The sequence below is a fragment of the Streptosporangium sp. NBC_01810 genome, from assembly GCF_035917355.1.
Classification (GTDB): Bacteria; Actinomycetota; Actinomycetes; order Streptosporangiales; family Streptosporangiaceae; genus Streptosporangium.
This window is the reverse complement of sequence record NZ_CP109070.1, coordinates 2,093,396-2,114,216: the sequence shown is the minus strand read 5'-3', so window position 1 is coordinate 2,114,216 and position 20,821 is coordinate 2,093,396. Positions and strand designations below refer to the sequence as shown.

17 protein-coding genes and 2 pseudogenes are annotated in these 20,821 nt (G+C 70.1%); 12 read left to right on the top strand and 7 right to left on the bottom strand.

Annotated features, from left to right (window positions below):
- Positions 1-47 precede the first annotated feature (47 nt).
- On the top strand, positions 48-1,028 hold the full coding sequence (egtD, locus tag OIE13_RS09630; protein WP_326829892.1) for an L-histidine N(alpha)-methyltransferase: 981 nt from the start codon (positions 48-50) through the stop codon (positions 1,026-1,028).
- Positions 1,029-1,077: 49 nt separating this feature from the next.
- Here the strand turns inward: egtD and OIE13_RS09625 are convergent, their stop codons facing one another.
- Positions 1,078-2,280, bottom strand: a complete 1,203-nt coding sequence (locus tag OIE13_RS09625) for an ROK family transcriptional regulator (protein ID WP_326640942.1) — start codon at positions 2,278-2,280, stop codon at positions 1,078-1,080.
- Positions 2,281-2,580: 300 nt separating this feature from the next.
- Between OIE13_RS09625 and OIE13_RS09620 the strand changes: the two are divergent.
- The 6 genes and pseudogenes from OIE13_RS09620 to OIE13_RS09595 form a co-directional block, all read left to right on the top strand.
- Positions 2,581-2,802: pseudogene (locus OIE13_RS09620) on the top strand (glucose-6-phosphate dehydrogenase); the annotation flags it as partial.
- 50 nt (positions 2,803-2,852) lie between these two features.
- Positions 2,853-4,721: a phosphogluconate dehydratase gene (gene edd, locus OIE13_RS09615; protein WP_326829891.1), complete on the top strand. Its 1,869-nt coding sequence runs from the start codon at positions 2,853-2,855 to the stop codon at positions 4,719-4,721.
- A 43-nt stretch (positions 4,722-4,764) separates the two neighbouring features.
- On the top strand, positions 4,765-5,721 hold the full coding sequence (locus OIE13_RS09610; RefSeq protein WP_326829890.1) for a glucokinase: 957 nt from the start codon (positions 4,765-4,767) through the stop codon (positions 5,719-5,721).
- Entirely contained in the window at positions 5,718-6,335 is a 618-nt protein-coding gene (gene eda, locus OIE13_RS09605; RefSeq protein WP_326640948.1) for a bifunctional 4-hydroxy-2-oxoglutarate aldolase/2-dehydro-3-deoxy-phosphogluconate aldolase, read from the top strand. The genes OIE13_RS09610 and eda overlap by 4 nt, the downstream gene beginning before the upstream one ends.
- Before the next feature lie 375 nt (positions 6,336-6,710).
- On the top strand, positions 6,711-7,331 hold the full coding sequence (locus OIE13_RS09600) for an AAA family ATPase (RefSeq protein WP_326640951.1): 621 nt from the start codon (positions 6,711-6,713) through the stop codon (positions 7,329-7,331).
- A gap of 66 nt (positions 7,332-7,397) precedes the next feature.
- Positions 7,398-7,724, top strand: a complete 327-nt coding sequence (locus OIE13_RS09595; protein WP_326829889.1) for a cupin — start codon at positions 7,398-7,400, stop codon at positions 7,722-7,724.
- A 232-nt stretch (positions 7,725-7,956) separates the two neighbouring features.
- Here OIE13_RS09595 and OIE13_RS09590 read toward each other — a convergent pair whose 3' ends face one another.
- A complete protein-coding gene (locus tag OIE13_RS09590; RefSeq protein ID WP_326829888.1) occupies positions 7,957-9,021 on the bottom strand; it encodes a LacI family DNA-binding transcriptional regulator in 1,065 nt (354 codons plus the stop codon).
- Positions 9,022-9,318: 297 nt separating this feature from the next.
- Between OIE13_RS09590 and OIE13_RS09585 the strand changes: the two genes are divergently transcribed.
- Complete coding sequence (locus OIE13_RS09585; protein WP_326829887.1) at positions 9,319-9,825, top strand: ABC transporter ATP-binding protein; 507 nt, start codon at positions 9,319-9,321, stop codon at positions 9,823-9,825.
- A gap of 279 nt (positions 9,826-10,104) precedes the next feature.
- Here the strand turns inward: OIE13_RS09585 and OIE13_RS09580 are convergent, their stop codons facing one another.
- Positions 10,105-10,680 (bottom strand): hypothetical protein, encoded by a 576-nt coding sequence (locus tag OIE13_RS09580; protein ID WP_326829886.1) that lies wholly within the window; start codon positions 10,678-10,680, stop codon positions 10,105-10,107.
- A 58-nt stretch (positions 10,681-10,738) separates the two neighbouring features.
- Here OIE13_RS09580 and OIE13_RS09575 point away from each other — a divergent pair, with 58 nt between their 5' ends.
- Positions 10,739-10,954, top strand: coding sequence for a hypothetical protein (locus tag OIE13_RS09575; RefSeq protein WP_326829885.1), 216 nt, complete (start codon positions 10,739-10,741; stop codon positions 10,952-10,954).
- A 179-nt stretch (positions 10,955-11,133) separates the two neighbouring features.
- On the opposite strand, the gene OIE13_RS09570 is transcribed toward OIE13_RS09575, so the two are convergent.
- From OIE13_RS09570 to OIE13_RS09555, 4 genes are all read right to left on the bottom strand, one after another.
- A complete protein-coding gene (locus OIE13_RS09570) occupies positions 11,134-11,778 on the bottom strand; it encodes an amino acid-binding protein (RefSeq protein WP_326640960.1) in 645 nt (214 codons plus the stop codon).
- 95 nt (positions 11,779-11,873) lie between these two features.
- The gene (locus tag OIE13_RS09565; RefSeq protein WP_326640962.1) at positions 11,874-13,112 is read right to left on the bottom strand and encodes a right-handed parallel beta-helix repeat-containing protein; all 1,239 of its coding nucleotides are present in this window, start codon (positions 13,110-13,112) and stop codon (positions 11,874-11,876) included.
- Positions 13,113-13,440: 328 nt separating this feature from the next.
- Complete coding sequence (locus OIE13_RS09560) at positions 13,441-14,493, bottom strand: LacI family DNA-binding transcriptional regulator (RefSeq protein WP_326829884.1); 1,053 nt, start codon at positions 14,491-14,493, stop codon at positions 13,441-13,443.
- Positions 14,483-16,099, bottom strand: coding sequence for a glycoside hydrolase family 13 protein (locus OIE13_RS09555; protein WP_326829883.1), 1,617 nt, complete (start codon positions 16,097-16,099; stop codon positions 14,483-14,485). The genes OIE13_RS09560 and OIE13_RS09555 overlap by 11 nt, the downstream gene beginning before the upstream one ends.
- A gap of 667 nt (positions 16,100-16,766) precedes the next feature.
- On the opposite strand from OIE13_RS09555, the pseudogene OIE13_RS09550 reads away from it, so the two are divergent.
- From OIE13_RS09550 to OIE13_RS09540, 3 genes and pseudogenes are all read left to right on the top strand, one after another.
- Positions 16,767-17,174, top strand: a pseudogene (locus OIE13_RS09550) (pullulanase-associated domain-containing protein); the annotation flags it as partial.
- On the top strand, positions 17,172-20,144 hold the full coding sequence (pulA, locus tag OIE13_RS09545; protein WP_326830275.1) for a pullulanase-type alpha-1,6-glucosidase: 2,973 nt from the start codon (positions 17,172-17,174) through the stop codon (positions 20,142-20,144). The pseudogene OIE13_RS09550 and the gene pulA, both read left to right, overlap by 3 nt.
- A 92-nt stretch (positions 20,145-20,236) precedes the next feature.
- Entirely contained in the window at positions 20,237-20,815 is a 579-nt protein-coding gene (locus OIE13_RS09540) for an alpha-amylase family glycosyl hydrolase (RefSeq protein WP_326829882.1), read from the top strand.
- Positions 20,816-20,821: the final 6 nt, after the last annotated feature.

Below are 20,821 nucleotides of genomic sequence, written 5' to 3'. Positions count from 1 at the left end.
GGGACCGGCGAGCCGGGACCCGTGACCCACGGACCCAGGAGGCCCCCGTGTCAGTCAGCCAGTCAGCCGTACACCTGGTCGACCATCTCGGCCGCGACCACCTTCGCCAGGCACTCGAACACGACGTCCGCACCGGGCTGACGTCGACTCCCAAATGGCTGCCGCCCAAGTGGTTCTACGACGAGGCCGGCAGCGAGCTGTTCTCCCGGATCACCCGGTTGCCCGAGTACTACCCCACCCGCCGTGAGCTGGCCATCCTGCGCCGGCACGCCCTCGACATCGCCACGCGCGCCGGCGCCGACACCCTGGTCGAGCTCGGCTCGGGGACCAGCGAGAAGACCGTGCTGCTGCTCGACGCCCTCTCCGCGACGGGGACGCTGCGCGCCTACACTCCGGTGGACGTCGACGCAGCGACCCTGGGCGACGCCGCGCGGTGGCTCACCTGGCGCTACCGCGGCCTGACCGTGCACGCGATCTGCGCCGACTTCGAGGCGCACCTGGCACTGCTGCCCCGTACGGGACGGCGGTTGGTGGCCTTCCTCGGCGGCACCGTCGGCAACCTCGCCCCGGCGGCACGCGAGGTCTTCCTGAAGGAGCTGCGTGCCACGCTACGTCCCGGCGACACCTTCCTGCTCGGCGCGGACCTGGTCAAGGACACCGACCGGCTGGTCGCGGCCTACGACGACGTGAGCGGGGTGACCGCGGCCTTCAACCGGAACGTCCTGCACGTGATCAACAGGGAGCTGGGCGCAGATTTCGCCCCGGACGCCTTCGAGCACGTCGCGCTGTACGACGCGCGGCACGAGTGGATCGAGATGCGGCTGCGCGCGAGCCGCGCCATGCGCGTGCGGATCGCCGGCCTCGGCCTGCGGGTCTCCTTCGCCTCCGGGGAGGAGATGCGTACCGAGATCAGCGCCAAGTTCCGCCCCGAGGGCCTGCGGCGAGAGCTGGTAACGGCCGGATTCGGGGTGATCCACCATTACACCGACCCGACCGGCGACTTCAGCCTCGTCCTGGCCGGCACGTGATCACTGATGACCTGAGCGCCGGGCGGTGACGCCGACGAGGGGACGGGTGTCAGACGAGGGAGCGGACGGGACGGACCGTCTGCCAGACGGCGGAGTCGACGGCCTCCGGGGAGAGGATGTGATCCAGGACCATGTGGGCGCAGCCGACGATCCCGGCGCCCGGGCCGAGGCGGCTGCGCTCGATGCGCAGGTTACGGGTCGCCAGGGCCGTCGAGCGGCGGTGGATCACCTCGCGGACCCCTGAGACCATCGGCTGGAAGGTCTCCGCCACATCGCCGCCGAGCACGACCACCGCGGGGTTGAGCAGGTTGACCGCGCTGGCGACGACCTCGCCGAGCATCCGGGCGGCGTTGCGGACCACGGTCATGGTCTCCGCGTCGCCTGAGCGGACCAGGCTCACCACGTCGGCCATGGTCTTGACCTCGTGCCCCCGGGCGCGGAGCTCGCGCAGGATCGCGGTACCGCTGGCGACCGAGTCGACGCAGTCGATGTTGCCGCAGCGGCAGAGCACTCCCCCGCCGTCGCGGACCGGGATGTGCCCGATCTCCCCCGCGGCGCCCAGTGCCCCCCGCAGGATCTCGCCGCCGGCGATGACCCCGGAGCCGATCCGGGTGGAGACCTTGATGAACAGCAGGTCATCGGCCTCGCCCGCGTAGATCGCGCGGTGCTCGCCGATGGCGATGACGTTCACGTCGTTGTCGAGGAGGACCGGAACGGGGAAGCGCTCGGCGATGATCGGCGGGATGGCCACGCCCGTCCAGCCGGCCATGATCCGGGTGCTCTCCGTGCGTCCGGCCGCGAACTCGACGGTGGCCGGGACGCCCAGGCCGACGCCGCGGACCAGGGAGGCCGGGCGGTCGCCGAGCAGCTCGCTCCAGGTCTGCATGACCAGGGGGAGGACGACGTCAGGGCCCTCCTCCACGTCCACGGACAGTTCCGCGCGGGCCACCACCTCGCCCGTCAGGTCGCAGACGGCGACCTGCGCGCGGCTCGCGCCCAGCGAGCCGACCAGGACGAGGCCCCCGGAGGCGTTCAGGACCAGGCGGGTGGGCGGACGACCTCCGGTGGAGGGGCCCTCGGTGTCCTCCACGACGAGGCGCCGCTCCAGCAGTTCGGTGACGCGCAGGGACACCGCGGGCCTGGACAGACCGGTGACGCGCCCTATGTCGGCGCGCGTGACCGCCTCACCGGAGCGGATGAGGCGTAGCACCTCACCACTGGTGGCCAGCGCGGCAGCGGGACGTCGAGGCATCGGCCAAGTGAACCACACCTGCTTAGGGAATGAAAACTACGTACTTTCTCATCTCAAATTACAAAACTCGGGTTGTGTGGAGCGCAAGATATGGCTACTGTCCGATCTATCCCCAAGTTCGGTAGATCATCACGGAGCGCTCCCCCCATGGCCGAGACCCCGCAACCCGCCGACCTCATCGTCTTCGGTGGCACAGGTGACCTCTCCATCCGGAAGCTCCTCCCCTACCTGGCCGGCCCGCCCATGACGTTCGGCCCGTTCTGCCGGGAGGCACACCGCGCGGGCCTGGTCACCCCGCCTCACGAGCGGCTCCTCATGGACGTCCTGGCCGGAAACCCGACCATGTTCATGCGGCGCGACGAGGTCGAGGCCGCCTGGCGGTGGATCGATCCGATCATCAGCGAGTGGGAGTCACGGGGCACGGCGCCCGAGCCCTACCCCGCGGGCAGCGCGGGCCCCGCCTCGGCCCACGAACTCGTCGGCCGCAGCGGCCGCGGCCTGCACGGGGAGGGACTGGCGTGAGCGGCCGGGAACAGCGCACAGACCGAACCGACCGCGACGCAGGAGACCGGATGCATCCCGTGATCCAAGAAGTGACAGACCGGCTGGCCGAGCGGAGCCGCCCCAGCCGCACCGCGTACCTGGCCCGGCTGCGCGCCGAGGCAGAGGCGGCCCGCCGGCGCGGTCCCGCCAGGGCGAGCCTGGGCTGCGCCAACCTGGCCCACGGCTTCGCCGGCGTGGGAGAAAGCGACAAGCGCGACCTGCGGGCCGGCGTCAAGCCCGGCGTGGCGATCGTGTCGAGCTACAACGACATGCTCTCGGCGCACCAGCCCTACGAGACCTACCCGGCGATCCTCAAGGCGGCCGTCAGGAAGGCCGGCGGCGTCGCGCAGTTCGCCGGCGGCGTGCCCGCGATGTGCGACGGCATCACCCAGGGCCGGGCGGGCATGGAGCTGTCGCTCTACAGCCGCGAGGTCATCGCGATGGCCACCGCGATCGCGCTCTCGCACGACATGTTCGACGCCTCCCTCATGCTCGGCGTCTGCGACAAGATCGTTCCCGGCCTGCTGATCGGGGCGCTGCACTTCGGCCACCTGCCCGCGGTGTTCGTCCCCGCCGGGCCGATGACCTCCGGCCTGCCCAACAAGGTCAAGGCCCGCACCCGGCAGCTGTTCGCCGAGGGCAAGGTCGGCAGGGGCGAGCTGCTCGACGCCGAGGCGAAGTCCTACCACTCCCCCGGCACCTGCACCTTCTACGGCACCGCCAACTCCAACCAGGTCATGATCGAGGTCATGGGCCTGCACCTGCCGGGCTCGACCTTCGTCAACCCGCACACCGAGCTGCGCGAGGCCCTGACGAAGGAGGCGGGCAGGCGGGCGGTGGCGCTGACCGCGCACGGCGACGAATACACCCCGGTGGGCGAGGTCGTCGACGAGAAGGCGATAGTCAACGCCTGCGTGGCGCTGCTGGCGACCGGCGGCTCGACCAACCACACGATGCACATCGTCGCCATCGCCGCGGCGGCGGGCATCGAGCTCCTCTGGGACGACCTGGCCGCGCTGTCGAAGGTCGTGCCGCTGCTGACCCGCATGTACCCCAACGGCCAGGCGGACGTGAACCACTTCCAGGCCGCGGGCGGCATGCAGGTGCTCATCGGCGACCTACTGGACTCCGGGCTGCTCCACGGCGACGTGCTGACCGTCGCCGGGCGCGGGCTGGACCACTATCGCTCGGCCGTCGAGCTCAAGGACGGCGAGCTGGTCTGGCAGGAGCGCACCGAGGGCAGCACCGACCTGGACGTGCTGCGCCCGGTCTCCGACGCGTTCTCCGCCGACGGCGGCATCCACATGCTCAACGGCAATCTGGGGCGCGCGGTCAGCAAGGTCTCCGCGGTCAAGGACGAACACCTGGTCATCGAGGCCCCCGCCAAGGTCTTCGACGACCAGCTGGAGCTGCTGCGCGCCTTCGACGCGGGCGAGCTCGACGGGCAGGACTTCGTGGCGGTCATCCGCTACCAGGGGCCGAGCGCGAACGGCATGCCCGAGCTGCACAAGCTCACCCCGCCGATGGCGGTGCTGCTGGACCGGGGACAGCGGGTGGCGATCGTCACCGACGGCCGCATGTCCGGCGCGTCGGGCAAGGTTCCCGCCGCCATCCACCTGTCGCCGGAGGCCGCCGACGGCGGCCCCATCGCGCTGGTGCTGGACGGCGACCCGATCCGCCTCGACGCCGCCGCCGGCACCCTGGAGCTGCTGGTCCCCGCCGACGAGCTGACCGCCCGGTCCCCTCATGGCGCGCCGCTCACCGACGCCCAGTGGGTGGGCACCGGCCGCGAACTGTTCGGCGCCTTCCGCCACACGGTGGGCCCGGCCGAGCGCGGCGCGGGCATCTTCGCCCTGAACGGCTACGCCGAGGCCGTCGCGGACGGCGGCCGGGCATGATCGCGCGCACCCTCCCTCCGATACGACCCGCGAAGGAGATCATGTGAGCCTTCCCTGGCTCGTCGCGGACGTCGGCGGCACCAACGCCCGGTTCGGGCTGGTCACCGAGCCCGGCGGTCAGCCCGATACAGTGGCCGTGCTCGCGGGCGCGGAACACGACGGCCTCCCCGAAGCCGTAGCCGCCTATCTCGCAGACCATGCGAGCGGAGTTCGGCCGGGAGCCGCGTGCGTCGCGATCGCGGGGCCCGTGGAGGGCGACCGCTACCGGCTCACCAACGCCGGATGGACAGGGTCGGTGCGCGAGCTGGGCATCCCGAACGCCTGGTTGCTCAACGACTTCGAGGCCCTGGCCGCGTCCCTGCCGTACCTGCGGGGCGAGGACCTGGTCTGTCTGGGCGGCCCGGAGCCCTCACGCGGCGTCAAGGCCGTACTCGGCCCCGGAACCGGCCTCGGCGTGGGCGGCCTGGTACCCGCCGCCGAGGGCTGGGTGCCGATCCCCGGGGAGGGCGGCCACGTCACCATGCCGCTCCTCGACGAGCGCGACCACGAGATCGTCCGGGCGCTGCGCGCGGACGGCCTGGAGCACGTGGTGGCCGAGCACCTGCTCTCCGGGCCGGGGCTGTCACGCCTGCACCGGGGGCTCGCCCTCGTCCGCGGGGTGAACGCGCCAAGACTGTCGGCCTCCGACATCGTGGCCCGGATGGACGACTCGCTGTGCGCGCAGACCGTCGAGGTCTTCTGCGCCATGCTCGGCACCTTCGCCGGCAACGTCGCCCTGACCCTCGGCGCCCGGGGCGGGATCTACCTGGGCGGCGGCGTGCTGCCGCGTATCGTGGACCGGGTCCGCTCCAGCGACTTCCGCCGCCGCTTCGAAGCCACCCCCACCCTGAACGACTACCTTTCCGGCATCGCCACCACGCTGATCGTGGCCCCACAGCCCGCCCTGGCCGGCGCGGCGGCGTGGCTGAACCAGCGCCTGTCCAACCTGGAGTACGTGTGAGTAGCCTGCTCGACATCGCCCCCGTCATCCCGGTCGTCGTGATCGACGACCCGGAGACCGCGGTCCCCCTGGCCCGCGCCCTGGTCGCGGGCGGCCTGCCGGTCATCGAGGTCACCCTCCGCACCCCCGCCGCCCTGGACGCCATCGCGCGCATCGCCGCCGAGGTCCCCGAGGCGGTGATCGGCGCGGGCACCGTCCGCACCCCGGCCGACGTGGCCGCCTCGGTGGCGGCCGGTTCCGCGTTCCTGGTCAGCCCGGGAACCACCCCGAAGCTGGTCGACGCCCTGGAGGCCGGCGGGGTGCCGTTCCTGCCCGGCGCGGCGACCGCGTCCGAGGTCATGGCACTGGCCGAGCGCGGGGTGACCGAGATGAAGTTCTTCCCGGCCGAGGCCGCCGGCGGCCTGCCCTACCTGAAGGCGCTCGGCGGCCCGCTGCCGCAGATCAGGTTCTGCCCCACGGGCGGCATCAGGCCCGCGACCGCCCCCGAATACCTCGCACTGCCGAACGTCGGCTGCGTGGGCGGGACCTGGCTCACCCCCGCCGACGCGCTCGCCACCGGTGACTACGCGCGGATCGAGAAACTGGCCACCGAGGCGGCCGCCCTCCGCCGCTAGCAGGGGGCCGGCGCCGCGTGGTCACCGGAGAGTCTCCTCTCGGTGACCACGCCACCGGCCGGATTCCCTTAACCTTGAACAAACGAGGGGAGTACTTCCCAAGAACCGCCCCGGTCAATACGGACGCTCTGCGGCGTCCCCGGACGGTTGCCCGCGAGGTGCGGGTGAAGGAGACCTCGAATGACCGAGCGCATTCGAGGAGTGAGCATGCCCACCGACGGTCTCCCGCCCCGGCAGGTACCGCCTTCCCGGCTTTCCTCCGCACGGACGCCGTCCCCTCCGGCGCCCGCCGGATCGGCGGCGAACTCGATTCCGCCGTGGGAGGCCCGCGAGACGCATTATGGGGTGAGTCCCCTTTCCTGCGAGGTGCACGTGATGGCCACCACACCGGCCAGCCGGTCCTTTGTCGAGGATCTGCACTATCCGGCGGGATCGCTGGTGCTCCTCGCGGGGCTCCCCGGCGCGGGCAAGAGCACCCTGCTCGACCGGCTGTACGGACTGCGCGGCGACGAGAGGGAACCGGTCCACGCCGGTGAGGTCCGCGTCGTCGACTCGCGCCAGTCCCGCAACTGGTGGGCCCGCTACCTCGGCCCGATCCCGCCGCGAGCCCGCATCCCGCTGGTGCACACCACCCACGTGGTGCGGATCGCCCGCGCCCTGCTGAAGGGGCACGGCGTCGTCGCGCACACCCGCGGCACATGGCCGCACATCCTCTACGGCTTCGCATGGCTGGCGCGCAGGGTCGGCAGCGAGATCCACCTGATCCTGCTCGACGTGGAACCGGGCACGGCACGCGACGGACAGTTCTCGCGCGGCCGGGTCGTCACGGACACCACCTTCGCCCGGCACTGCCGCCGCTGGCGGGTGCTCATCGAGCGTGCCCGCAGCGGCGTGCTCCCTCCGGCCACGGGCGTCACGATCCTCGATCGTCCCGCCGCGGACCTGCTCCGGGCCATCCGCTTCGACGAGCGGCCCCCCACCCGGCGAGACGGATGACTTTACCTCCGCCTGGCTCTGCGCATTCCCCTCCCAGGGCAGGTTCAGAACAACCGGGAGGAACACATGATCGACGTACTGGCTCTCGCCGAGGAACATCTCGCCCTCGCCAGGGAGAGCGCGCACGGCCGTAGCGCCCACACCTACCTCAACGAGGGCACGCTACGCCAGGCGGTCATCGCGCTGACCGCGGGGACGGTCCTCGGTGACCACGACGCCCCGCCGGCCGCGAGCCTGCACGTCCTGTCGGGGCGGGTACAGATCGTCGAGGAGGGGCAGAGCATCGAACTCGGCACGGGGCAGGCCGCCCCGATCCCACAGCGACGGCACTCTCTGAAGGCCGACGAGGATTCCGCGGTCATCCTCACCAGTGTCGTCAACATCTCCGAGTGAGATCGGCCGGGTGACATCCAGCGGGTAGCCGTCGTCCTCACCCGTTCGATCCCGGCGGCCCCCGTTCGCGGGACGCGGCGACCCACCCGTGGAGGTCGCCGGTGACCGGGCCGCCCCGCCCTCCGTCAGGCGAGGGACCGGCAGAGACGGGGGACCGCGACACCGATGGGATCGTCGATCACCTCGTCGGCCAGGTGGTCGTAGGGGTCAGACCTTTCACCGGCGAGCATGTCTAACGGTTGACCAGCGGACCCGAGCCGGTCGAGCGGCGTACGACGAGCTCGGGCTGGAACATCAGCTCTACGTGCTTGGCGCGGACTCCGTTGATCTCCTCCAGGAGGGTGACCACCGCCGCCGAGGCCATGGCGCCGATGGGCTTGCGCACGGTGGTCAGCGGCGGGTCGGTGAACGCGATCAACGGCGAGTCGTCGAACCCCACCACCGACACCTCCCCCGGCACCGAAAGACCCCGGTCACGGCAGGCCCGGATCGCGCCCAGCGCCATCAGGTCCGACGCGCACACGATCCCCGTGCAGCCGCGCTCAAGCAGCTGCGCCGCCGCCGCCTGACCTCCCTCCACGGAGAACAGCGAATGCGAGATCAGTTCGTCGACGTCCGTCGCCCCCAGCAGCTGCGCCATCGCCCGCCGGTACCCCTCGATCTTCCTGATCACCGGCACGAACCGGCCGGGGCCGACGGCCAGGCCGATCCGCTCGTGCCCCAGGTCGACCAGGTGCTGAACCGCCAGCCGTGCCGCGGCCCGGTCGTCAGGAGAGATGAAGGGGGCATCGATCCGCTCGCTGTAGCCGTCGAGCAGGACGATCGGCAGCCCGCGCTCGGCCAGGCGGGTGTAACGGTCCATCTTGGCCGTGGTGTCGGCGTGCAGCCCGGAGACGAAGACGATGCCGCTGACCCCGCGCTCCACGAGCAGCTCGGTGAACTCGTCCTCGACCGCGCCGCCGGGCAGCTGGGTGCAGAGCACCGGGGTGTAGCCGTGCTGGGTCAACGTCTTCTCAAACGCCTGGGCGAACGCCGGGAAGATCGGGTTGTCCAGTTCCGGGGTGACCAGGCCGATCAGCCCGTTGCTGCGCTGACGCAACCGCTGCGGGCGCTCGTACCCCATCAGGTCGAGCGCGGCCAGCACCGCCTGCCTGGTCGCCTGCGACACGCTGGGTTTGCCGTTGAGCACCCGGCTGACCGTGGCCTCGCTGACCCCGGCCTGCGCGGCGATGTCGGCCAGCCGGATCGCCGTCCCGTCGGAGCGGGAGCGTGAGGTCTGCGCGAGCTCACCGTCCATCAAGGAGTCACCCCACCATGTGGCCGAACCAGGCGCAAACCGATCGGCATCCGACACCCGCAGTGAAATTCGTTTCTGCAACTTTTCGCAAACTGTAACATCCCATCCCTCGCACTGGCATTTCGGTAAAGCTCTTCGGTCGCGACTAACCGTCACGTGCAGGAAATGGAGAAGTAACCTTCGGATGAGCAATTTCTAATGACATCTATGGACACACGGGCAAGTGCCGCGATGTACTACCTCATCAATCACACGGCATGGGATCCGGGCGGGGGCGCCCGGGAGGAACGAGCGAGCATGAGTACCGTCGTCCTCGACAATGTGAGCAAGGTATACCCAGGTGGATACCTCGCGGTCGATCGCCTGAGCCTGCGCGCGGAAAACGGGGAGTTGCTCGTTCTGCTGGGCCCCTCCGGCTGCGGTAAGTCCACGTTGCTCCGGATGATCGCGGGCCTGGAGGAGGTCAGCGAAGGGGACCTGTGGCTGGGTGGCACGCTCGCCAACGACCTGGCTCCCCGCGACCGCGACGTGGCGATGGTCTTCCAGAACGGCGCGCTCTACCCGCACCGGACCGTACGCGACAACATCGCCTTCCCGCTGGAGATCGCCAAGACCGATCCCACGCTGGTCAGGGAACGCGTGACGGAACTGCCTGCTCGCGGCCACCGTCCGCACCCCGCAGAACCAGTTCATCCTGCTGGACTTCGGCCCGCACCAGATCGTGATCCCCTGGACCGACCCCAGGGCGTACGTCATCTCCCAGTACGTCGGCCACCAGATCATCGTCGGTCCTGCGCCGGCTGATCCCCGGCAACCTATTCGACGAGGACGCCGAGCCGCACGAGGAGCAGGAGCACGTCAGCGGCGGCCACCACCGCCGCGCCGACCTCATCGTCCGCCTCGGCTCCCGCCCGGTCTGGCGGGCCGGCGAGTCCGCCAAGGTGGGTGTCGACGTCACCCGCCTGATGCTCTTCACCATGGACGGCGCCCGCATCGACCCTCCGCAGCGCTGACCCGGAGCGGCCATGGGCCGGGCGGGTGCGCGGCGGGGCTGCGGCGGTCTCCGAGGATTCGAGGCGGCCGTCAGACCGGCCGGATCGTCTGACCGATCCGGTCGAAAAGCTCCTGTTTGCCTTCGACGTCGGTACTGAGCGTGACGATGCAGGTCTTGTTCTCGGTCGGCACGTAGTACTGGGTGCCCTTGACGTCGACGCCGTTGGTCGGGAAGGAGTAGACGATCCGTGCCGCCTCCCTGGAGCCGATGGTCACCTTCCCCGCCGCGATGACCTTGGCCTTGAGCTGCTCCAACTGGGCTCTGGTCTCCTTGATCAGCTGGTCCGTCGAGGTCTGCCGGCCGGCCTGGCAGAAGCCGTTGAGGTTGGTCGGGAACCCGTTCGGGGAGGTCTTGGCCGACTCGGGGTCCGCCGCCCAGATTCCCCTGTTGTCGACCAGGGGCTGCAGGCTCTTCTTGGCCTGCTCCAGAGTGGGGCCGGACAGTCCGCTGTTCTTCAGCCCCTTGTTGAGATCGTCCTTGGTCAGGTCGATCGCGACCCATTCCTTCGGAACCGCGACGCTGACCCCGTTGGCGGGGCCGCCGATCGGTTTGAAACCCTTGGGCACGGGTGCAGCACCGGTGCTCTGCCCCGGAGCGGGGCTCACGGAACCCGGGCTCGTGGCACCTGGGCTCGTGGCACCTGGGCTCGTGGCACCTGGGCTCGTGGCACCTGGGCTCGTGGTGGGTTCGGCGCTCCGCCCGGGGCTGGAGTTTCGCGCCGGATCGGCGGGAACCCCGACCCTGGCCGTCCAGTTCCCGCTCCCGCAGGCCGTGCTCGTGCCCAGGCAGAGCCCCAGCAGGCTCGTGGCCACGATGTGGTGGTGCTTAGGCATCAGGCTGCCCTCCTCGCGGACCCGCGAGGGCCCGGTACCGATATGACCTGCTGCTGTCCATCGGGGGGAGAGCTGACGCGGACGTGCGCGCTGGTTACCCGCCTGCCGGGCCGTAGCCGGACGACTTCGACGGAGCCGGTCACGACGGGCGACGTGGCACGGTCACGGGAAGTGGCACCACACCACTTCCCACCTTCTACCCAATATCCGACATATCGGAAACACTCACGCTTGGGAGGTACGCCCCACGATGGAGACGATCTCCAAGACGCGGATGGCACGATCCAGCTCGACGCGGTGGAAGGGCGGGCCGTCGGTGCGGGCAAGAACCAGGTGCATGCTCATCCCGGGCATCGGAATGCTCATCAGCTGGTGATCGCCCGACCCGAGGACTGCGGGTCGTAACGTGGCGAGGTCCGCCGCCTTGACGTCGACGAGACCACCCGCCCCGTCGAGGGCGGACGGCGCCTGCCAGCTGCGGTGGACGAACTCGCCGCTCTCCGACGACATGGTCACCGCCCACTCGGCGCTCACCAGGTCGGGCAGGGCGTCCACGAGGGTGGCCAGCGCCCTGCCCGGATCGGCGGCGACGTACTTGAGCAGGTCGTAGTCCGGCGCGGCGCCGGGGATCTCACGGGTGGGCCAGACACCCTCGACCTTCATCCCCGGGACGCCCGAGAGACGGTCCCTGACCGTCTCGGCGTCCACAGTGCCGGGCCAGGAGACCGTGAAGTCGTCCACCGCCCGGCCGACCTCACGTTCCAGGACCGTCACCTGAAGGATGTCCGCGCCCAGCGCGCCGAGCGCCCGAGCCGCCTGCCCCAGGGCCCCCGGCCTGTCGGGGAAGGAAATACGTAGCCGCAACATCATTGCCGATCACCTCGCTCTGCGCACCACACTGTCCTAGCCAGGTTTCACGAAGGTTCCGGAAAGATGTCCAGAATAAGACCTAGAATGCGTAAAAATCAGGATTGATAAGCTCCGGCGGCGGGGATTCCGGGCAGTGCGGCGCCGGACAGGTCACGGGCCAGGGGCGCGCCTCCGTACCAGGCGGGATCGAGCTTCACACCGCGGCCGAACGCCGGAGAGCCGGGGCTCAGCCGCAGGTCCTTCCGGCTTTTGAAGCGGGGATCGGCCACGATCGACCTGGGACCGAGCTTGAACTTGAGGGAACGGCCCTTGTAGACGCCGGCGTCCTCATCGGCTCCCTTGCCGTCCTCGAAACCCACCTGCCCGCCGACCACGATGACGTTGTTGCGCAGCTTCAGGATGCTCGGCGAGCAACCGTCGTGGCAGGCCCAGCCGAGGGTGCTGCGAGCGGACAGGTAAACCGAGTTGTGCACCGCGATGGTGCCCTTCACCGGCCCGACCGCGTGGCGGGCACCGCGCGTGACGAGGAAGGACGTGCTCTTGCGCGAGGCGGTCACCACGTTGTGGGCGAAGACGTTACCCTCGGCGGTCTTGCCCTTCTGCGCGCCCAGCTCGACGAAGGTCTTGTTCTCCCTGGCCACGTTGTGGGTGATCCGGTTGCGGTCACCGTTGAACACCTCGACGGCGGCGCCGTCGGTGCCGTAGTCCTTGCTGCTCGCGTAGCTGCCGGTGATCAGGTTCCCGGTGACGAGGTTGTCGTCACCGTTGAGCAGCACGCCGAAGGCGCCGGAGTCGTCGTCGCCACCCTCGTCGTTGACGCTCATACGGTTGTTGTCGGTCAGGACACTGTTCTTGACGACGTTGTACGCGCCGAAGAAGTGGACCCCGGTGACGCTACGGTCGGCGATGACGCGGTCGAGTTCGTTACGGCTGCCGCCGACCTCGAAGCCGGCCCACCGGCAGTTGGTGGCCCGCACCCCCACCACCCGCACGTAGGAGCCTGAGATCACCACGCACGCCTCGTCCCTGCCGCTGATCTTCGGGGCCGCGCCCTTGCCGTACGGCTCGACCGAGATGGGACTGGCGGCGGTGCCCCGGCCGGACAGCGTCAACGCGCCCGGCCAGCCACTGCCACGCTTGAGACGCACGATGTCACCGGGGCGCAGGGTGGCGGCGTTGACGTTCTCCAGGCTGCGCCAGGGCGCCGTGGCCGAGGTGCCCGCCGCGGAGTCGTCACCCGCCCTGGAGTCGACGTAGTAAACGGTGCCTGCCGCGGCCACGGTGGCCTCTGGGAGCGCGACGAGCATGCCTCCCACCACGAAAGCCACTGCCACCGGAGTGGCCCACCGTCTCGTCGAGTTCATTCTGGTACTCTCCATCGCCTCACCACGGGTGTGTCAGGCGCAGATCTTCGCACATCCGGGGTTTACTCAGCGATCTGCAAGGGCGGACCCACAGCCGGTCGTTACCTCCGCTTCACCCGCGCGCTCCGGGGCGGTTCGACGGCGTGGATCCCATGGCGGCTCCAGCCGCACAGTGGAACCGGTGCGTCACCGCCCCCACCGGCACCTCTCTGACCCGGTCGAGCAGCTCGGAGTAGGCGTGTTCTCCCGAGGGAGGTGCCGGAGGACCGGCGGGAGGAGGGTCAGGGGAGAAAGGTCGTCAGCGAAGTACCTTGGGGCCGGATCCCGTCGATCCCCTGACGATGAACTCGGGCTGGAAGATCAGTTCGGAGTGCTGTCCCGGGGTGCCGGCGATGGCCTCCAGGAGGGTGTGGACCGCGGAGGTCACCATCGACTGGACCGGCTGGCGCACGGTGGTCAGCGGCGGGTCGGTGAACGCGATCAACGGCGAGTCGTCGAACCCCACCACCGACACCTCCCCCGGCACCGAAAGACCCCGGTCACGACAGGCCCGGATCGCGCCCAGCGCCATCAGGTCCGACGCGCACACGATCCCCGTGCAGCCGCGCTCAAGCAGCTGCGCCGCCGCCGCCTGACCTCCCTCCACGGAGAACAGCGAATGCGAGATCAGCTCGTCGACGTCCGTCGCCCCCAGCAGCTGCGCCATCGCCCGCCGGTACCCCTCGATCTTCCTGATCACCGGCACGAACCGGCGTGGCCCCACGGCCAGGCCGATCCGCTCGTGCCCCAGGTCGACCAGGTGCTGAACCGCCAGCCGTGCCGCGGCCCGGTCGTCAGGAGAGATGAAGGGGGCGGGGACGTCGGCGGCGTGCCCGTTGAGCAGGACGATGGGCACGCCCTGCCCGATCAGCTGGGTGTAGCGGTCCGAACGCGCGGTGACGTCGGCGTGCAGCCCGGAGACGAAGACGATGCCGCTGACCCCGCGCTCCACGAGCAGCTCGGTGAACTCGTCCTCGACCGCGCCGCCGGGCAGCTGGGTGCAGAGCACCGGGGTGTAGCCGTGCTGGGTCAACGTCTTCTCAAACGCCTGGGCGAACGCCGGGAAGATCGGGTTGTCCAGTTCCGGGGTGACCAGGCCGATCAGCCCGTTGCTGCGCTGACGCAACCGCTGCGGGCGCTCGTACCCCATCAGGTCGAGCGCGGTCAGCACCGCCTGCCTGGTCGCCTGCGACACGCTGGGTTTGCCGTTGAGCACCCGGCTGACCGTGGCCTCGCTGACCCCGGCCTGCGCGGCGATGTCGGTCAGCCGGGCGGTGCCGTTGCCGAGCGGGCCGACGGCACTAGGCGTCATCGCGTTGCCACCAGACGGCGGAGTCGGGGGCGAGGCACGCGACACCGCCCTGGACGACCGGCTCGGCGCTGGCCAGCAGAACCCGTCCGGGGGCGGGCAGCTCCACGGGGTCGCCGGTGAGGTTGACGGTGCAGGTGAAGCCGGCGTCGCGGGTGAAGGTCAGCGTTCCCTCCGGGGAGTCGAGCCAGGCCAGCGGGGTGTCGCCGAAGGCCGTCCACTCGCGCCTGATCCGGAGCGCGTCCCGGTACAGGTTCAGCGTGGAGGCCGGATCCTCCAGCTGGGACTCGACGCTGAGCGGGCCCCAGGAGGACGGCATGGGAAGCCATGTCCCGTTGACGCCCGGCAGGCTGAAGCCGAAGTGCGGCTCGCCGTCGGACCAGGGGAGCGGCACCCGGCAGCCGTCACGGCCGTCGTCGGGGCTGCGGAGCCGCTGCGGGTCGCGCAGGAACTCCTCGGGAAGGTCGAGAACCTCGGGCAGGCCGAGCTCCTCACCCTGGTAGACGTAGGTCGAGCCGGGCAGGGAGAGCATCAGCAGGGCCGCGGCGCGGGAGCGGCGCAGACCGACCTCGCCGCCGCCGTACCGGGTGAGGTGGCGCTTGACGTCGTGGTTGGAGAGCACCCAGGTGCTGGGCGCGCCGACCAGCCCGGCGGTCGCCAGCGACTCCTCGATGACCGCACGGAACCCCTCCGCCGCCCAGGGGGTGTTGAGGAAGTGGAAGTTGAACGCCTGGTGCAGCTCGTCGGGACGGACGTAGTTGGCCAGCCGCTGCGGGGACGGTGCCCACGCCTCGGCGACGCCGATCCGCTCTCCGGGGTAGGAGTCGAGCAGCCTGCGCCAGGCGCGGTGGATCTCGTGCACGCCGTCCTGGTCGAAGAACGGCACCACGTCGGTGCCGATCATCCGGATATGGTCGCTGTGCCCGACATCGGGCAGTCCTTCGGCCTTGACCATGCCGTGGGCGACGTCGATGCGGAAGCCGTCTACCCCCAGGTCGAGCCAGAACCGCAGGATCGACTCGAACTCCGCGTGAACCTCGGGGTTCTCCCAGTTCAGGTCGGGCTGCTCGGGTGCGAACAGGTGCAGGTACCACTCGCCGTCCGGCAGCCGGGTCCACGCGGAGCCGCCGAAGATCGACTCCCAGTCGTTGGGCGGCAGCTCTCCGGCCGCGCCCCGGCCCTGGCGGAAGATGTAACGCTCGCGCGCGGGGGCTCCCGGACCCGCCGCCACCGCCTCCGCGAACCAGGCGTGCTGGTCGGAGGTGTGGTTGGGCACCACGTCCATGATGATCCGCAGGCCATGCCCGTGCGCGTCGTCGATCAGCGCCCTGGCGTCGTCCAGCGAGCCGAAGATCGGGTCCACGTCCCGGTAGTCGGCCACGTCGTAGCCGAAGTCGGCCATCGGTGAGGTGAAGAACGGGGTGAGCCAGATCGCGTCGACCCCGAGGTCCGCCAGGTACGGGAGCCTGCCGCGCGCGCCGAGCAGATCGCCCACACCGTCGCCGTTGCCGTCGGCGAAGCTGCGCACGTAGACCTGGTAGATCACCGCGTCGCGCCACCATCGGGTGGCGGTCCCGGCAGCACGGTCCGCATAGACAAGCTCGGTCATGTTAAATCCCCCGATCAGGTGACATGTCAGGATGTAATAGCACGGCGGTGTTACGACTTTGTGGCACCGGCGGTAAGCCCGGCAACGGTCAGCCCGGCGACGATCACCGAGTTGAGCAGCCAGGTCGGGAACTGCGTCTCGGTCAGCACCCGGATGTAGTTGTCCGGCGACGGCTGGCTGAAGATCTCCAGCTCGCTGGAGAGCCAGCCGTCGCGCGGCTTGAGCGAGGTCAGGACCAGCCAGACGATCGGGAACAGCGAGACGGCGACCGCGGCCAGCAGGGTCGCGTGCAGCAGGATCGACTTTCCCGCATGTGTTTCTCCTCAGGTTCAAGGGGGGCGGCCGGCGTCGGGGAGCCGTCCGGCCGGGTCTGGAGTACGCCGGACGTTACGCCGACGTGAACCCCATTGGAAGAACTTTCTGCAAGAGTCTGCAAACTTGTTACAAATCAGCCCAAAACCGAGAACCAAAGGACCTTCGATCAGAAGTCGCGGCAGGGGCGCCACTGTCTCTCGGAGGGCGAAAAATACTATTTGTATGCTTTTATCCTTTCGTCGACCCCCTGCTGCCCCATCTCGGATTGCCTGGATTCAGAAAATTGTCGCAAGGGATTGCATAGAGCATTCCCAGTGAGTAACTTCCGGGCAACACCCTCGAAACAAATCCCGTGGAGGCCCCCCGTGGTCTGGCCACTCCCCCCACGGCGCGCGAGTTCCAGGAGGCCGCCCGCTCCTTCAGCGGCGGCACGGCGGGCGCGGCGGCGACCGTCGGCGCCGAGCCGGCCCCCGAGGAGCCGGGCGCGGTCAGGCGCGACTGGCTGGTCGTGCACTACCAGCGCGAGGACTACGACGGCTGGGGCCTGCACGTCTGGGGCGATGTCGAGAACCCCACCGAGTGAGCCGAGCCGCTCAAGCTCACCGGCGAGGACGCCTACGGCCGGTTCGCCTGGATCAAGCTCAAGCCCGGAGCGTCCAACGTCGGGATCATCGCCCACAAGGGCGACACCAAGGACCTCGGTCCCGACCAGTCGTTCACCCCGGCGCTCCAGCCGGAGGCCGCCGTCGTCTCGGGTGTGGCGAAGGTCCACCCGAGCCGGGCCTCAGCCGAGAATGTGGCGATCCTGCACTACAACCGTCCCGACGGGAAATATGAAGGCTGGGGACTGCACCTTTGGGGTGACGTGGCCCAGCCCACCGAGTGGGCCACCCCGCTCCAGCCCGCGGGCGAAGACGCCTTCGGCGTTCACTTCCGCGTCCCCCTGACCGAGGGGGCCAAGAACGTGAGCTACATCATCCACAAGGGCGACGAGAAGGACCTGCCCGACAACCAGGCGCTGGACCTGGTGGCGACCGGCCACGAGGCCTGGCGGACCGCGGCCACCGAGGGCCACCTGCTGCCACAGCCGGCGGCACGCGGCGCGGACGCCGACCTGTCGAAGTCCTCGGCGCACTGGATCGACCGTGGCACCGTCGCCTGGAAGGTCGAGCCGTCCTCCTCGCTCCGTCACTCCCTGGCCTTCTCCAAGAAGGGTGACATCACCTACGCCAAGGGCGACCTAACCGGCGACATCCGGATCATTCGCCTCCTTCCGGGAGCGCTCACCGAGGCGCAGAAGGCGAAGTGGCCGCACCTGGCCGGGCACGCCGCGTTCACGATCGACCCGCGCGACGCCGACCTCGCCGGGAAGGCGTCGCGCGGCCAGGTCGTGGCCGTCGAGCGCGACGCCTCGGGCGCGCTGCTGGCCGCCACCGGCGTGCAGCTGCCCGGCGTGCTCGACGACCTGCACGCCAAGGCGGTGACCGCCGACCTCGGCCCCTCGTGGAGCGGCGGCACGCCCAGGCTGTCGGTCTGGGCGCCGACGGCGTGCAAGGTCGAGCTGGCGCTCCACCGCGCCCCCTCCGGCGGGACCCGCACCGTCCACGCCATGCGGCGCGACAACGGCACCGGCGTCTGGTCGGTCAGCGGGCAGCAGGGCTGGAAGGACCGCTACTACACCTTCCTGGTCACGGTCTACGTGCCCGCCGAGGGCAAGGTCGTCACCAACGAGGTGACCGACCCCTACAGCCTGTCGCTGGCCGCCGGCTCGGGCCGCAGCCAGCTGGTCGACCTGTCCGACCGCTCCCTGCGGCCCGACGGCTGGTCGTCACTGGCCAAGCCCAAGGCGGTGCCGCAGGAGAAGTCGTCGATCTACGAGCTGCACGTACGCGACTTCTCCGCCTCCGACACGACGGTCCCCGCTTCCAGGCGCGGTACCTACTCCGCGTTCACCGGCGACTCGGCGGGAATGAAGGAGCTGCGCGGGCTGGCCAAGGACGGCCTGACCCACGTGCACCTGCTGCCCGTCTTCGACATCGCGACGGTCCCCGAGCGCAGGGCGGAGCGGACCGAACCCGGCTGCGACCTGGCCTCGATGCCCCCCGACTCCGAGGAGCAGCAGGCCTGCGTCGCGCGCACCGCGGCAGGGGACTCCTTCAACTGGGGATACGACCCGCTGCACTACACGGTGCCCGAGGGCTCCTACGCCACCGACCCCGAGGGGTCGTCGCGGATCAGGGAGTTCCGGAGCATGGTCGGCGGGCTGAACGGGGCGGGGCTGCGGGTGGTGATGGACGTGGTCTACAACCACACCCACGCCGCCGGCCAGGATCCGACCTCGGTGCTCGACCGGATCGTGCCCGGCTACTACCACCGGCTGCTCGACGACGGCACCGTGGCCAGCTCCACCTGCTGCGCCAACACCGCGCCCGAGCACGCCATGATGGGCAAACTCGTCGTCGACTCCGTCGTCACCTGGGCCCGCGAGTACAAGGTGGACGGCTTCAGGTTCGACCTGATGGGCCACCACCCCAAGGCGAACATGCTCGCGGTCCGCGCCGCACTGGACAGGCTGACCGTGGCCCGCGACGGCGTGGACGGGAAGTCGATCATCCTGTACGGGGAGGGCTGGAACTTCGGCGAGGTCGCCGACGACGCCCGCTTCGAGCAGGCCACCCAGGCCAACATGGCGGGCACCGGGATAGGCACCTTCAGCGACCGGCTCCGTGACGCGGTGCGCGGCGGCAGCCCGTTCGACCCCGACCCGCGGGTCCAGGGCTTCGGTTCCGGGCTGGCCGGGGCGCCCAACGGGTCACCGGCCAACGGCGACGAGGCCCAGCAGCGGGCCCGGCTGCTCGGCTACCAGGATCTGATCAAGGTCGGGCTGGCCGGCAACCTCCGCGACTACACCTTCACCGCCTCCAGCGGCAAGGAGGTCAAGGGCTCACAGGTCGGCTACAACGGCTCCCCCGCCGGATACACCGCCTCGCCGGGTGAGGTCGTCACCTACATCGACGCCCACGACAACGAGACACTGTTCGACGCGCTGGCCTACAAGCTGCCACAGGCCACGACCATGGCCGACCGGGTGCGCATGCAGTCGCTCTCGCTGGCCACGGCCGTGCTCGGGCAGGGCACCTCGTTCGTGCACGCCGGCAGCGAGCGGCTCCGCTCCAAGTCGCTGGATCGCAACTCCTACGACTCCGGCGACTGGTTCAACCGGCTGCTGTGGGACTGCTCCGCGGGTAACGGCTTCGGCGCCGGGCTCCCCCCGAAGGCCGACAACGAGGACAAGTGGCAGTACGCGAGGCCGCTGCTCGCCGACCCGGCGTTGAAGCCGGACTGCGCGGCGATCGGCGCGGCCCGCGCCCGCTACGGCGAGCTGCTGAAGATCCGATCGTCCTCACCGGTGTTCGGCCTGGGCAGCCTGGCCGAGGTGCAGAAGCGCCTGACCTTCCCGACCAGCGGCACCTCGGAGACCCCGGGTGTCGTGACCATGCACCTGGACGCCTCGGGGATCGACCCGCGTTGGAAGTCGATCACCGTCGTCTTCAACGCGACCCCCGAGGCTCGGCCGCAGACCGTCGCCGCGCTGAAGGGCACCCAGGTGACGCTCCACCCCGTCCAGACGGCCGGCGACGACGCCGTCGTGAAGCAGTCGACGTTCGATCCCGCCACGGGCACGCTGACGGTCCCGGCACGCACCGTCGCCGTCTTCGTCCAGCCCTGACCCCCGCATACCCCGGAAAGACGGCCGGGCCAGGTGTTGCAGCACCCGGCCCGGCCAAGGAACCCGTCCATCGATCCTGGAGGCCCCCACCCATGAAACCCTACAGAGCCGTCGTTGCCACCACGTTAAGCGCGCTGGCAGGCGCCGCGGTCGTGGTGCCCGTCGCGCTGAGCACCCCCGCCCAGGCGGCACCGCCCACCCCCGGCCCGATCGTCAAGCTGTGGAACTGGAACTGGAACTCCGTCGCCAGGGAGTGCACCGACGTCCTCGGCCCCGCCGGATACGCCGCCGTGCAGGTCTCCCCGCCGAGCGACTCGACGTCCAAGGGCGGCTCGGTCTGGTGGGACATCTACCAGCCCGCCCGCCACACCCTCACCAGCAAGTTCGGTGACGAGAACGCGTTCAGGAACATGGTGAACGCCTGTCACGCGGCGGGCGTCAAGGTCCACGCCGACGCCGTCGTCAACCACATGACCGGCCAGGGCAGCAGCAGCTACGGCGGCTACGGCTTCGGCACGTACGACTACCCGGGGCTCTACTCCTCCGCCGACTTCCACTCCCCCGTCTGCGGGATCAACAACTCCGACTACACCCCTGGTGCCCCTGTCCGTCATCGCCCTGCTGGGAGCCGGGTGATCCCGGGGTGCTCTCTTCGCGGGATCATGCCATGAGACCCG

Bases quoted from the DNA above. Each gene is read 5' to 3' on its own strand.
- OIE13_RS09560 (WP_326829884.1), bottom strand. From the start codon at position 14,493: ATGACGCCTAGTGCCGTCGGCCCGCTCGGCAACGGCACCGCCCGGCTG.
- OIE13_RS09600 (WP_326640951.1), top strand. From the start codon at position 6,711: ATGGCCACCACACCGGCCAGCCGGTCCTTTGTCGAGGATCTGCACTAT.
- OIE13_RS09590 (WP_326829888.1), bottom strand. From the start codon at position 9,021: ATGGACGGTGAGCTCGCGCAGACCTCACGCTCCCGCTCCGACGGGACG.
- edd (WP_326829891.1), top strand. From the start codon at position 2,853: ATGCATCCCGTGATCCAAGAAGTGACAGACCGGCTGGCCGAGCGGAGC.
- OIE13_RS09585 (WP_326829887.1), top strand. From the start codon at position 9,319: ATGAGTACCGTCGTCCTCGACAATGTGAGCAAGGTATACCCAGGTGGA.
- OIE13_RS09595 (WP_326829889.1), top strand. From the start codon at position 7,398: ATGATCGACGTACTGGCTCTCGCCGAGGAACATCTCGCCCTCGCCAGG.
- OIE13_RS09570 (WP_326640960.1), bottom strand. From the start codon at position 11,778: ATGATGTTGCGGCTACGTATTTCCTTCCCCGACAGGCCGGGGGCCCTG.
- OIE13_RS09555 (WP_326829883.1), bottom strand. From the start codon at position 16,099: ATGACCGAGCTTGTCTATGCGGACCGTGCTGCCGGGACCGCCACCCGA.
- OIE13_RS09540 (WP_326829882.1), top strand. From the start codon at position 20,237: ATGAAACCCTACAGAGCCGTCGTTGCCACCACGTTAAGCGCGCTGGCA.
- OIE13_RS09625 (WP_326640942.1), bottom strand. From the start codon at position 2,280: ATGCCTCGACGTCCCGCTGCCGCGCTGGCCACCAGTGGTGAGGTGCTA.